This window comes from Pedobacter sp. KBW01 (assembly GCF_003852395.1).
GTDB lineage: Bacteria > Bacteroidota > Bacteroidia > Sphingobacteriales > Sphingobacteriaceae > Pedobacter.
Genome location: NZ_QAJQ01000036.1, coordinates 18,711 through 32,044, shown reverse-complemented (window position 1 = coordinate 32,044; position 13,334 = coordinate 18,711). Strand labels below are relative to the sequence as shown.

General features: G+C 37.0%; 13 protein-coding genes. 8 read left to right on the top strand and 5 right to left on the bottom strand.

Annotated elements, in window-relative coordinates; all coding sequences use genetic code 11:
* Window positions 1-45 precede the first annotated feature (45 nt).
* The 3 genes from DBR40_RS24915 to DBR40_RS24905 all read left to right on the top strand — a co-directional run bounded on the left by DBR40_RS24915 (window position 46) and on the right by DBR40_RS24905 (window position 4,822).
* Window positions 46-2,469 (top strand): TonB-dependent receptor, encoded by a 2,424-nt coding sequence (locus tag DBR40_RS24915; RefSeq protein WP_124562445.1) that lies wholly within the window; start codon window positions 46-48, stop codon window positions 2,467-2,469.
* 259 nt (window positions 2,470-2,728) lie between these two features.
* Window positions 2,729-3,802 (top strand): 3-phosphoserine/phosphohydroxythreonine transaminase, encoded by a 1,074-nt coding sequence (gene serC, locus DBR40_RS24910; protein ID WP_124562444.1) that lies wholly within the window; start codon window positions 2,729-2,731, stop codon window positions 3,800-3,802.
* Window positions 3,803-3,871: 69 nt separating this feature from the next.
* Window positions 3,872-4,822: a D-2-hydroxyacid dehydrogenase gene (locus DBR40_RS24905; protein WP_124562443.1), complete on the top strand. Its 951-nt coding sequence runs from the start codon at window positions 3,872-3,874 to the stop codon at window positions 4,820-4,822.
* 173 nt (window positions 4,823-4,995) lie between these two features.
* On the opposite strand, the gene DBR40_RS24900 is transcribed toward DBR40_RS24905, so the two are convergent.
* Together DBR40_RS24900 and DBR40_RS24895 are read right to left on the bottom strand one after the other, a co-directional pair.
* Complete coding sequence (locus tag DBR40_RS24900; RefSeq protein WP_124562442.1) at window positions 4,996-5,526, bottom strand: hypothetical protein; 531 nt, start codon at window positions 5,524-5,526, stop codon at window positions 4,996-4,998.
* Window positions 5,527-5,657: 131 nt separating this feature from the next.
* On the bottom strand, window positions 5,658-6,446 hold the full coding sequence (locus tag DBR40_RS24895) for an S-adenosyl-l-methionine hydroxide adenosyltransferase family protein (RefSeq protein WP_124562441.1): 789 nt from the start codon (window positions 6,444-6,446) through the stop codon (window positions 5,658-5,660).
* A gap of 103 nt (window positions 6,447-6,549) precedes the next feature.
* Between DBR40_RS24895 and DBR40_RS24890 the strand changes: the two genes are divergently transcribed.
* The 5 genes from DBR40_RS24890 to DBR40_RS24870 all read left to right on the top strand — a co-directional run bounded on the left by DBR40_RS24890 (window position 6,550) and on the right by DBR40_RS24870 (window position 10,338).
* On the top strand, window positions 6,550-7,509 hold the full coding sequence (locus DBR40_RS24890; protein WP_124562440.1) for a PhoH family protein: 960 nt from the start codon (window positions 6,550-6,552) through the stop codon (window positions 7,507-7,509).
* 100 nt (window positions 7,510-7,609) lie between these two features.
* Window positions 7,610-7,888, top strand: a complete 279-nt coding sequence (locus DBR40_RS24885) for a hypothetical protein (RefSeq protein WP_124562439.1) — start codon at window positions 7,610-7,612, stop codon at window positions 7,886-7,888.
* Window positions 7,889-7,994: 106 nt separating this feature from the next.
* Window positions 7,995-8,939 (top strand): phosphoribosylaminoimidazolesuccinocarboxamide synthase, encoded by a 945-nt coding sequence (locus tag DBR40_RS24880; RefSeq protein ID WP_124562438.1) that lies wholly within the window; start codon window positions 7,995-7,997, stop codon window positions 8,937-8,939.
* Window positions 8,940-8,983: 44 nt separating this feature from the next.
* The gene (locus DBR40_RS24875) at window positions 8,984-9,361 is read left to right on the top strand and encodes an STAS domain-containing protein (RefSeq protein WP_124562437.1); all 378 of its coding nucleotides are present in this window, start codon (window positions 8,984-8,986) and stop codon (window positions 9,359-9,361) included.
* 71 nt (window positions 9,362-9,432) lie between these two features.
* Window positions 9,433-10,338, top strand: a complete 906-nt coding sequence (locus tag DBR40_RS24870; protein WP_124562436.1) for a ribonuclease Z — start codon at window positions 9,433-9,435, stop codon at window positions 10,336-10,338.
* 171 nt (window positions 10,339-10,509) lie between these two features.
* Here DBR40_RS24870 and DBR40_RS24865 read toward each other — a convergent pair whose 3' ends face one another.
* The 3 genes from DBR40_RS24865 to DBR40_RS24855 form a co-directional block, all read right to left on the bottom strand.
* Window positions 10,510-11,463 (bottom strand): MlaD family protein, encoded by a 954-nt coding sequence (locus DBR40_RS24865; RefSeq protein ID WP_124562435.1) that lies wholly within the window; start codon window positions 11,461-11,463, stop codon window positions 10,510-10,512.
* Between the two features lie 163 nt (window positions 11,464-11,626).
* Window positions 11,627-12,403 (bottom strand): N-acetylmuramoyl-L-alanine amidase, encoded by a 777-nt coding sequence (locus tag DBR40_RS24860; protein WP_124562434.1) that lies wholly within the window; start codon window positions 12,401-12,403, stop codon window positions 11,627-11,629.
* A gap of 14 nt (window positions 12,404-12,417) precedes the next feature.
* Complete coding sequence (locus tag DBR40_RS24855; protein WP_124562433.1) at window positions 12,418-13,281, bottom strand: N-acetylmuramoyl-L-alanine amidase; 864 nt, start codon at window positions 13,279-13,281, stop codon at window positions 12,418-12,420.
* Window positions 13,282-13,334 lie beyond the last annotated feature (53 nt).

Genomic DNA, 13,334 nt, shown 5'->3' with positions numbered 1-13,334 from the left:
TGCTAATACTTTTTATTGCCTGGCAAATACCTGTTGATACTAAAAATGCTCAAATTACGGCTCCTCTTTCTTCTTTTAATTGCCGGTTGCGGTTTAGCTGTCGCCCAACCTCTGGTTAGGGTTTCGGGGATTGTGCAAAATGAAGAAAAGCTGCCGCTGGCACAAGTTACCGTTATTGTATTAGGTCAGGCACAATCAACTGTAACCGATGAATTTGGTGTGTATACCATTTATTCAAAATCCAAATCCTTTAGTATTAAATATTCCCTCTTGGGCTATCAGCCTCAAACCATCAAATTTAACGAACGTTCTGGTGCGCGAATATTGCAAAAAGTTAATTTAATAGCCAATATTAATGAACTGGAGCAGGTAAATATTACCAATAAGCAAAACCAGCTCAGTAATGCCACCACCATAAATGTTACCGATATTGGCGCTATGCCTTTGGTTTCGGGTAATTTTGAAACAATGCTCAAAACCTTGCCTGGGGTATCTACCAATAATGAATTAAGTGCACAGTACAGCGTTCGTGGGGGTAATTTTGACGAAAATTTAATCTACATCAATGATGTAGAAATTAACCGGCCTGTACTTATCCGCAACGGGCAGCAGGAGGGACTTAGTTTTATCAATTCCGATCTGGTCAGCAAAGCAAAGTTCTCGGCTGGTGGCTTTGAAGCCAAATATGGCGATAAGCTTTCATCTATTCTGGATATCAGATACGATAAACCCGATAGTAACCAGACCATATTGAGTACCAGTTTGTTAAATACTTCTTTAAGCACAAAGCAAGTATTTAAGCACAGTTTTTTACTGGCTGGCTTACGTTACAAGAATAATACGAGTGTGCTAATTAAGCAGGACGAAAAAGGGAGTTACAGTCCCAATTACGCTGATGCACAAGTGCTGTACCAGTATGATTTTTCGCCTAAATTTAACATCAGTTTTTTGAGTAATTTTAATATTGGTCAATTTAAACTGGTACCTACCAACCGCGAAACGCAGTTTGGAACATTAAGCACTACACTTAAGTTAAATGTAGATTATACTGGGCAGGAGATAGACGATTATCAGACTTTTGGTAGTGCTGTTACTGCTGCTTATTCGCCGAGACCAAATTTAGTGGTTAAATTTATAAACAGTTATTTTAATACGATTGAGCGTGAGCGTTTCGATATTAACGGAAGCTACGTTTTTGCGGAAGTAGACAATAACTTTTCGGGCGAAAATTTTGGCCCTGTTAGTAAAAATAAAGGAATAGGAAGTTATTATAATTATGGGCGAAACAGTTTAAATACCCAGGTTTTTGCATCAGAAATAAAGGTTGATCAGAATTTTAACAGTCATGTTTTTTCATGGGGATTTAAATTCGATCAATCTACATATAACGATAAATTGAATGAATATAACTATACCGATTCTGCAGGTTTTATTTTGCCCAATAATGGTAAAAATGTTGTAATGCAGAATGTAATTAACGTTAAGAATAACCTCGATATCAAAAACTACAGCGCCTATATTCAGGATAGTTATTCGCTTTCCAGCTCGGCCGAGCTACAGTTGGGGGCACGCGCGACCTACGGTTCTTTAAGTAAACAACTGTTAATCAGTCCGAGGATGCTGATTGCTTACCGGCCTAACTCTAACAATAAAATTTTAAGGTTTACGGCTGGCGTTTACAAACAACCGCCATCATACCGTACCATCCGCAATTTCTCGGGCGTTTTAAATGTCGATCAGAAAGCACAAAGTTCTTACAATACCTCTTTGGGTTATGAATACGCTTTTGATGCCTTCGGCACACGCTTAAAATTTACTTCTGAAGCTTATTTTAAATATTCCGACCGGTTAATTCCTTACAAAATTGATAATTTAAGGATAAAATACCTCGCAAATGAAATATCAAAAGGCTATGCCTATGGTGCCGATTTTAGTATAGGAGGGGAGTTTGTGAAAGACCTGGTTTCGTATTTCAGGATGTCGGTGATGCATGCCAATGAAGATATTATCGGTGATAGTTATGTGCAAAACGGAACCACCATTTATCCGGGTTATCTAAAACGGCCAACAGATCAGCGGTTAAATTTCTCTATTTTCTTTCAGGATCGGTTGTTGAACAGTCCTACATATAAGGTGCATTTAAATGCGCTCTATGGCTCACGCCTGCCCATTGGCCCTACACAAACACCTAGATATTTGGATCAGTTTTTTGTTCCATCTTATAAAAGGGTAGATATCGGTTTTTCTAAAGATTTCCTGGACGATACTGCTTTGCATAAACCAAAATTCTTAGACCGTAATTTCAGTTCCGTGATTCTGTTTTTTGAAGTTTTTAACCTGCTCAATATCGATAATACAGTTTCTTATTTATGGTTAAAGGATGTAGATAATGTTCAGTACGCCATTCCAAATTATTTAACCGGGAGGCAATTTAATTTAAAACTGATTGTTAAATTGAAAAATAATTAAGCAGTCGGTTACATTGCCCTAAAAGTTGCAGTAGAAGTATTTCCGATTAAAAAGTGGAGCCATTTCTATCAGAAAAACAGCTTTCATCCCATATCAATTCAACATATTTGACTACTTGGAAGCCTCATTGCAAAAACTGCAAGAAAAACATCATTTTTAGTCTTTTTTTTAACAAAATTTAATTTTTTATGGTACGATTTTATAGGCATAACTGCTATAAAAATTTTACATTTACGCCCATAAAACATTATATAATAAGATGAAGCATAATTTTGGCGCAGGCCCTTGTATTTTACCTCAAGAAGTGTTTAAACAAGCAGCTCAGGCTGTTTTAGATTTTAACGATGGATTATCAATTTTAGAGATTTCGCACAGAACAACCGAGTTTGAGGCAGTTGTTGCAGAAGCTGATAAATTGGTAAAGGAATTATTAAATGTGCCATCGGGATATTCCGTTTTATTTTTACAGGGTGGTGCAAGTTTACAGTTCGCAATGGTGCCGATGAATTTGTTGGGCGATGGACAAACTGCAAGCTATTTAGATTCTGGCGTTTGGGCTAGTAAGGCTTTAAAGGAAGCTAAACTGGTAGGCAATGTAAATGTAGTGGCTTCTTCTAAAGATGCTAATTATACCTTTATTCCGAAAGATTTCGAGATTCCGGCTGATAGTGCTTATTTCCACTACACTTCGAACAATACTATTTACGGTACTGAGCTTTTCGAAACACCTAAAACCACTGTTCCGGTAGTATGCGACATGTCGTCTGATATCATGAGCCGTGTGATTGATGTTTCTCAGTTCGATTTAATTTATGCAGGTGCACAAAAAAATGTGGGCCCGGCCGGATTAACCATTGTGATTGTTAAGGACGAGATTCTAAACAAGATCGACCGTAAAATTCCATCAATGCTGAACTATCAGTCGCATATCGATAATGGTTCGATGTACAATACTCCACCGGTTTTCTCTATCTACGTTGCTTTATTAAACCTGCGTTGGTTAAAATCAAAAGGCGGTGTTGCTGAAATCGAGAGAGAAAACAAGCAAAAAGCCGAAGCACTTTACAGAGAGATTGATCGTAATCCTTTATTCAAAGGTACTTGTGCACTTGAAGATCGTTCTAAAATGAATATTTGTTTCGTAATGGAAAATGCCGAACTGGAAAAACCATTTCTGAAATATGCAGAAGAACAAGGTATTGTTGGTATTAAAGGCCACAGAAGTGTTGGTGGTTTCCGTGCTTCGATGTACAATGCTTTGCCAATTACAAGCGTACACGCTTTAATTGATGCCATGCAGGCATTTGAGGAACAACAGGCAAAGGTGAATTAATATAAATTATAACCACCGATTAATAGATTTATCAATGTAAACTATTAATCGGTGCAATCATAAGTAACAATGTTTAAAATATTAGCAAACGACGGAATTGATCCGATCGGAAAAGAATTATTAGAAAAAGCAGGTTTCCAGGTTGATACCGAAACTATTGCACAAGATCAACTGGCTGAAGCTTTAAAAAAGTATGATGCGATTACAGTTCGTAGTGCTACAAAAGTTAGAAAAGAGCTGATTGATGCTGTACCAAATATTAAATTAATTGGTAGAGGTGGTGTAGGTATGGATAATATAGATGTGGAATATGCACGTAGTCAGGGTATTGCAGTTGTAAATACTCCTGCAGCTTCTTCTTTATCGGTAGCCGAACTGGTATTTTCTCACTTATTTACCGGTATCAGGTTTTTACAGGATGCTAACCGTAAAATGCCTGTTGAAGGTTCAAGTCAGTTCAATAACCTTAAAAAAGCTTATGCAAAAGGAACTGAACTAAGTGGGAAAACCATTGGTATTATCGGTTTTGGTCGTATTGGCCGTGCTACTGCTAAAGTTGCTTTAGGTTTAGGTATGAATGTTTTAGCTTACGATTTATATCCAACCGAAACTGAAATTACTTTAGATTTTCAGGGCGGTCAATCGGTAAGTATTCCAATTAAAACCGTTTCTTTGGATGAAGTAATTACCGGAAGTGATTTCTTAAGCTTGCATACACCATTTGCTGATAAGCCGATTTTAGGTGCTGAAGAATTTGCTAAAGTGAAAAAAGGCGTTGGTATTGTAAACTGCTCACGTGGTGGAACAATAGATGAGCCTGCTTTAATTGAAGCATTAAACTCTGGTAAAGTATCTTTTGCAGGTTTAGATGTTTTCGATAATGAGCCTACACCATTGGCTGAAATTTTAACACACCCTAAAATCTCGTTAACACCACACATTGGTGCATCAACAAATGAAGCTCAGGAGCGTATTGGTTCGGAATTGGCTACATTGATTATCGAGCATTTTAAAAAATAAATAATACCAGACCTTGCAGGTTTAAAAAATCTGTAAGGTCTGATATCTAATCTAACGCCTTCTTTAATACCCAATAACGATAACCTAAAATCGCTTTTTGCCATGTGTTTAGCTTATTAGGATCTTTCTTATACAAACTAGGCAAAATGACCTTGTTAATTTTAACCAGGACTTTAAATAGCGCTTTTTTCATACTTTTTATATTGCTGTAGTTTTTTGTTGAAAAAATAAAAACCACCGGCCATTACCAAAATTAAAAACACCACGAGGTAATTAACCAGGTTTTTACTTTTATCCCTTTTGTCGGCAGCTACCTTTAATTGCTCATTCTGATCCTGTAATTTTTTAATGGTTTGCATATAGCGTTGTATGCGTTCTTCCGAATGATCAGAAACAGCTATTTTCTGTTGATTCTGAAGATCTTTGTAGTCCATCAATATCTTAAGCTCGGTAAAAATATTATTATCTGTTAGTACAACCTGACGCAGGATTTCGTTGGAATTTTTAATATCACGCTTGGTTTGCCAGCCAAAAATCCCGGTACGCTGGTTCAGGCTTTCGTCGTACTGACCAAATTTGGCACTTCGTTCGACCAATAGTGAATTTATTTTGGCGCGCTGGGCAGCATAAGCTGTGGTATCTTGTTGAGCGAAAAGCTGAAGATTAAATAAGAGGGCAAAGAGTAGGTAAAAATATTTCTTCATGTGCTATAAACGTGAAAAAGAGTGAACTTGTTTTATTTTCCTAAAAGAGAAGATGAATAACGTCACAATCTGCAACTAATAGCGATCGTCATTTATTCTTAATCAAGCTTTCGGCTTTGGTCTTTCTCCTTTTAACCAGCCTTCGAATGAAACTCCACTCTAACAATGTCGCCCAGGTGTAAGCCTAACAAACCACTGGCTTTACCTTTATTAATGGCAATTTCGAGGTGGTTACTAATACCAAATAGGCAAAGTTTTTCGCCTTCCTGTACTTCATTGTAATGCCAGCTCAATTGGGTAATGGTTTCGCTCTTTCTAAAATGCAGGGTAAAATCGCGGTTTTGCTGTATACGGGTAAAAAGATCTTTTGTAATATTGGTAATTACGTTGCAAAAAGTGTCGATGTAAACTACACTTCCGCGAATCACATCTTTCTCAATAACAGGATGTAAAAGCATCTTTTGCTCAATCTCTGCTACAGGTAAACCGATATCTTTTAGCTTACCCCCTTTAGCCAGGTGTGTAGCAGCTTTTACAAAAATATCAACCAATGGAAAGTGCAGATACTTCAAATCCTGCATGATATTCAGCTCTACCACATCTTCCGGATGCTCATCAAAAAGGAGGGAGAAAATACCATTATCGGCGCCTACAAAATAATGATCACGGTGCTTTACTGCAATGTATTTAGTGTTTTCGCTATACACAGAATCGATGCCGATTAAGTGTACCGTATTTTTTGGGAAATAGGGATAAGCGTTCTTTAAAACGAAAGCTGCGTACGAAATATTGAACGAAGGAACATCGTGGGTAATATCAATTAAATTAACATTAGGCATAAGACTCAGCAGACTACCTTTTAGTGCACTCTGGTAAAAATCTTTTGAACCTAAATCTGTTGTTAAAGTAATTATCCCCATTAAAAATTCATTATTATTGCTTATTCTTGTGTACAGGCCTAAGCGTCTGCAAATATTCAAATTTTAATTAATATACCCCGATAACTTTTTAAAATACTACAGTTTGAACGAATTAAAATTAACTCTGGATACCGTAAATCCTGCTCACTTTTGGGGGCCGAATAATGAGAATTACGAAATGATTAAAGGTGCTTTCGCGAAGTTGAAACTTGTGGCGAGGGGAAGTGATATTAAGGTTCTCGGTGATGAACAGGAACTTAAGTCTTTTGAGGAGAAGTTTAACCAGCTGGTCGCTCACCTCGAAAAATATAGTTCGCTAACCAATAACGATGTAGAATCGATACTGGGAGCGAAAGCAACAAACCTGGCAAAAAAAGATGTCGAACAGCCAACTGGTGGAGGCGGAGAAGTTATTGTTTTCGGTACAAATGGCTTATTGGTTAAAGCCAGAACGGCTAATCAGCGTAAAATGGTGAGCAGTATTGCTAAAAATGATATTTTATTTGCCATTGGTCCTGCCGGAACAGGAAAAACCTATACAGCAGTTGCTTTAGCAGTAAGGGCACTGAAAAATAAAGAAATTAAGCGTATCATTTTAACCAGGCCGGCTGTAGAAGCAGGAGAGAACCTCGGCTTCCTTCCAGGTGATTTAAAAGAAAAGATCGATCCGTATTTACGTCCGCTTTACGATGCGTTGGACGATATGATCCCTGCTGAAAAGCTGAAGTTTTATATTGAAAACCGTACGATAGAAATCGCTCCTTTAGCATTTATGCGTGGCCGTACCTTAGATAATTGCTTTGTAATATTGGATGAGGCTCAAAACGCCACCGATATGCAGTTAAAAATGTTTTTAACCCGTATGGGGCCAACAGCTAAGTTTATTGTTACCGGTGATGTTACGCAGGTAGATTTACCAAAGAAACAGATGTCGGGTTTGTTTAACGGTTTAAGGATATTAGAAGACATTAAAGGTATTGATATTATTTATTTAAGCGGAGAAGATGTAGTTCGCCATAAACTGGTTAAAGATATTCTTAAAGCTTATGGTGATATTCAGTAAATGGGTGATGTAAGGTGGATGATGTAAAATGTAGCATGGAAAATGTTAAAGCCTTCAAAAACCATTATCCGTCTTACATTATCCATCTAATATTATTATTATGGAAAGTATCTTTTTAGAAAATAACCTAAAACTTTCTTTTGAGAAACTGCCGCATACCATTCGTCTAATCATTTCGAAAAACAATGAAGAATGGGTTTGTAAAAAGGAAACGCTTAGAAAGCTGTTCGAATTTGTTAATATTGATGAGGCACACATTTTTAAAGGAAGGCTTCAGTTGATTAAAATTAATAATCATATCACGCTTCAAGTGAAAAGTGAAAATATCAGCACCATTTTGACAAAGACCTTTATTGAGGTTTTAAATAAGCTGAAATGAACTAAACCCGTAGCTTATTAACTGCTGTTTTTTTAGTAAATTATATCTTCGGACTTCTGATCCCAGTCTTCGGACTTTCCGACTTTTTTCCTATTTTTACCGCCTCATGAAAGCACTTAAAGAAACCCATTTTAATTTCCCCAATCAGAGCAATTTTTACAAAGGTAAAGTTCGCGATGTGTATACTATAGCCGATCAGTTTATGGTAATGGTGGTGTCAGATCGCATTTCTGCATTTGATGTTGTCTTGCCAGAGGCTATTCCATTCAAAGGACAGGTGTTAAATCAGATCGCAGCTAAGTTTTTAGCAGCCACACAGGATATTGTGCCCAACTGGGTTTTAGCTGTGCCAGATCCGATGGTAACCATTGGTCGTATTTGCGAGCCTTTTAAGGTAGAAATGGTAATCAGGGGTTATTTAGCTGGTCACGCATGGCGCGAATACAGTGCAGGTAAACGTTCAGTTTGTGGTGTTTCTTTACCTGATGGTTTAAAAGAGAACGATAAATTGCCTCAACCAATTATCACCCCAACTACTAAAGCAGCTGTTGGTCACGATGAAGACATTTCGAAAGAAGATATTTTAGCCAAAGGAATTGTTTCTTTAACTGATTACGAGAAATTAGAACAATATACTTATGCACTTTACAAGCGTGGAACTGAGATTGCTGCAAAAAGCGGATTAATTTTAGTAGATACGAAATATGAATTTGGTAAGGCGGATGGCGTAATTTATCTGATTGATGAAATCCACACACCTGATTCATCACGTTATTTTTATGCAGAAGGATACCAGGCACGTCAGGATAATAATGAAGTACAAAAGCAACTTTCGAAAGAATTTGTGCGTAAATGGTTAATCGAAAACGGCTTTCAGGGTAAAGATGGGCAGGTGGTACCAGAAATGACTCCGGAAATTGTAAATTCCATTTCGGAGCGTTATATCGAGCTTTACGAAAAGATTGTAGGTGAGACCTTTATGAAAGCAGATGCAGATGCCATTTCGAGCCGCATCGAAACTAATGTTTTAAAGGCACTTGAAACACTTTAATTTCCGAAAGAAATTTATACATTAGTGCAATAAAGATTAGAGAGATGAAATTTTCAGTAGATAAACACGATAAATATGTAAGCTTAAGGTTGGAAGAAACCAGGTTTACAAACGATAATGCCCCCGGTTTAAAATCTGAACTGTATTTGCTTAATGCAGAAGGGTTTAAAAATATAATTGTTGATCTTAGCCACGTTACTGAATGCAATGATGCACAGGATTTGAGCTGTTTACTGGTTGGCGACAGGCTTTGCAAAGCAGCTGGAGGATTGTTTATCGTAACTGGAATTAGCGATGAGCTTGCTACAATTATAGAATTATCAAACATATTTCAGTCTGTTACGTTTGTTAATACATTAGAAGAGGCAACCGATTTCATCTTTATGGATGAACTGGAAAAAGAATTCAGAGGCGCTAAATAATCTATATTATCCAATAATATTATAGCCTCGTAGTTTTTCAAAATCTACGAGGCTTTTTATATCTCATCATTATGAAATTTGAAGTTACCATTTTAGGAAGCAGTTCGGCAACTCCTGTTTTTAACCGGAATCCATCGGCACAGCTTTTAAATTGTAACGAAAAATGCTATTTAATTGATTGTGGCGAAGGGACCCAGCAACAACTGGCTAAATTTAATTTAAAAGCCGCCCGCATCGATTATATATTTATCAGCCACTTACATGGCGATCATTACTTTGGGCTGATTGGTTTGCTTTCCAGTCTGCATTTAAACGGCAGGATAAAGCCCATACAAATTTTCGGTCCAAAGCCACTGCTCGAAATTCTCGAAATCCAGTTTAAATATTCCGATACGGTTTTGCGCTATCCGATAGAGTTTTTTCCGATTGAGGCAGATGAACCGAAACAGATTTTCGAAAACAGCGATCTGATTGTAAAAACCATTGTTTTAAATCACCGTATTCCTACCACAGGTTTCCTTTTTCAGCAAAAGAAAAGGCAGCGTAAACTGATTAAGGATAAGGCAGAAAACGTTCCGATGGCTTATTATACCTCCCTCAAGAAAGGAATGGATGTTGAGCTGCCTAACGGAGAAATTTTACGCAGTGCCGATTATACTGTAGCTGCCGATCCACCCAGAGCATACGCTTATTGTTCGGATACTTTATTTGATGAAAGTTATTTTCCGACAATAATGGGCTGCGATACGCTTTACCATGAGGCAACCTTTATGCACGATTTGTTGGATAGGGCCAGAGAAACACATCATACTACTGCACTACAAGCTGCTGAGGTTGCTAAAACCATAGGCGCAAAGAAATTGTTGATCGGCCATTTCTCATCACGCTACAAAACTTTACAAATGCTTTTCGAAGAGGCTCAGGCTGGTTTTGATAATACCGAGCTGGCAGTAGAGGGGAGGACTTTTCAGCTTTAAAAAGGTATTCTGTGTTAACCTATTTGCTATTATTTAACCATATAATTCATGTCAGAAACATTTGAGTTTACATCGCCTTATATGCTTATATGGTTAACATAAATTTCTCCGCCAATTGAGCACAAAAAAAGCCCTGAATTTCTCCAGGGCTTCCGAATTTATTAAAAATAATTACTTGTCTTTTTTGTTACCACCTCCAAATACAGAGAAGTGAACATAACGCTTTGGATTGGCTTTTAAGTCGATCATTAATGCATCCAGGTTTTTAGAAGCGTTGTTTAAGTTTTCGTACATTTTATTGTCGTTCAATAATAAACCTAAACTTCCTTTACCATCTTTAATACCTGAAATTACACTTTGTAAATCGGCAATAGCATTGTTGGCGTTATCTAATGTTTGTTTAAAATTAGCTGCTGCAAATTTATCGGTAACGGTGTTAATGTTAGTTAAGATATCGCTAATCTTTTTGTTATTGTTGTTCAGGTTAGCTGTAATACCTTCAACATTTTTAAAAATAGCTTCAATACGTGCACTTTCAGATCCTACTAAACCATCTACTTTTTTCGATGTGGTTTCTAACGAAGCTAAAGTACCGGCAATACTGTTAAAGCTTTTGTCAACATTTTTTTGGAAGTTAGGATTCAGGATTGAGTTTACACTGCTTAAAATAGAATCCATTTTACCAATAATCAATTCAGCTTTCTTTTGTACCGGCTGAACCTGCTCCATTAGTCCTTTTTCTACATTTGCATTTAAAGTGTAACCATCTTCGGCCATTTTTTTAGAATTACCTAACGACATTACAATTGCTTTGCTACCCAATAAATCTGTACCTTCTAAACGTGCAATACTGTTTTCAGGAATTTCATATTTGCTGTTTATACTTAAAGTGGCAATAATAGTTCCATCGGTTTGAAGTTCGAGTTTTGCCACCCGGCCAATTTGGTAACCATTAATCAGTATGGGTTTAGATACCGTTAAACCATCTACTCTGGTGTATTTGGCAAATAAAGTAGTTTCGTTTGAGAAGATAGAATTCCCTTTTAAAAAATTATATCCAATTATTAATAAAGCAATGGCAAATGCAGCTAAAATACCTACTTTGGTTTCGTTCTTAATCTTCATGAGTGTTTCTTTAATGGCTACAAGTTTTGTTATCAATCTAAACTTGTAGAGCGTAATTTATTTTTTAAGCTAAACTTTATAAATACACAAAGCCAGCATTAATTGTTTGGTATATGTTCTATATTTTCTGCAAAGTTAAAATAACTATCATTTATAATGCCACTTATTTAACTTCGATATTTTTTTTATATGTTTTTATTGCATCTAAAATAGAATTGGCAATTTCACTCTGACCTTTTGCAGAATTAATATACTTCTCTTCGTCAGAATTTGAAATAAAACCAACCTCAGTTAATACAGCAGGCATACCACAACGTTGTAATACCAGCACGCCTTGTTCTTTAACACCACGGCTTAATCTTTCATCCCTGCTGATGTAGCTGTTTTGGATTAGTTTGGCAAATTTAATGCTTTTATCACGAAATGTGTTTTTTAGTAAAGATAGCAGTATAAAGCTACTCGGATTGTTTGGGTCATAGCCATCGTACTTGGTTTTATAGTTTTTTTCAAGTTTGATATCGGCGTTTTCGCGGATGGCAGCATCCTGTTCCTTTAAGCGGTGGGAGCCGGCAACCAATGTTTCTACACCTTTAATGTGTTTGTTGCCTGGCGGCATAGAATTGCAATGAATCGAAATAAACAAATCGGCGTTGGCCTCGTTGGCTATTTCTGCCCGTCTGTATAAGTCAACATCAATGTCGGTTTTTCGAGTGTAAATGATTTTAATACCCGGCAGTTCTTCCTTTAATATATCGCCTAATTTTAGCGCAACTTTTAATGAAATATCCTTTTCTTTTGAGAAACTGCCCGATGCACCTGGCTTTCGGCCACCATGACCAGGGTCGATCACAATGGTTTTAATTTTGTATCCCTGTGCAAATGTATGTGTAACAGCTATTACCGAAAGAAAAAATAGGCTAACCAGAAGTTTAATCTTCATTTAAAATGTGTTTGTTAAAATGATGTTTCAGCTATACGCCTGTAATTTTTAATTGCCTTAATAATACCATCAACTATCTCTTTCTGCCCTTCTGGCGAGTTCATATAATCTTCTTCATCTGGATTACTAACAAAACCAATTTCGGTTAAAACCGCCGGCATTGCTGCCCTTGCAAGTACAGCTAAGCTCTTTTCCTGTACGCCACGGTTAATGCGTCCTGCGTTAACATACTCTTGTTGAAGCATAGAAGCAAACTTTAAACTCCTGTCTCTGTTGGTTTGTTTCATTAAAGATAACATAATATCGTTTTCGGGGGTATTGGCAATAAAGCCTTCGTAGTTTTTCTGGTAGTTATCCTCCAGAAACATAGATGCGTTCTCCCGTTTAATTACTTCGTCCTGTTCGCCCAAACGTCCTGTTCCCGATACAAATGTTTCAGTGCCACGGGTAGAAGTGCTTTTGGAAGTAACGGTTCTATAAACCGGAACTTTTCTGCCCCGAACTTTTTTATAATAATCAACAACCCGCGAAACGCGAACCGGCATATCGTTTAAGTGAATGGAGATAAAAAGATCGGCTTTTGAGTTGTTTGCAATATTAATACGCTCATAAAGCGGAATAAACACATCCGATTCTCTGGTGTAGATCACTTTGATATCTTTCAGGCTATCCTGAAGCGCCCGGCCAAGGTTTAAAGCTGTTTTTAGGGCCACGTCTTTTTCCTTCGAATAAACGCCATGTGTAGCGCCGTCTTTACCGCCATGGCCGGCATCAATTACAATTGTTTTAATTTTATATTCCTGCGCAAAAGCCTGATTATCAAATGAGTTTGATAGCGTAAAGCAAATAATAAATGTTAAAATGGATTTAAGATACATCAATGGTATATTTTTCACTAATTTTGAACGTTTTTGATTAAACATTTGTGCAA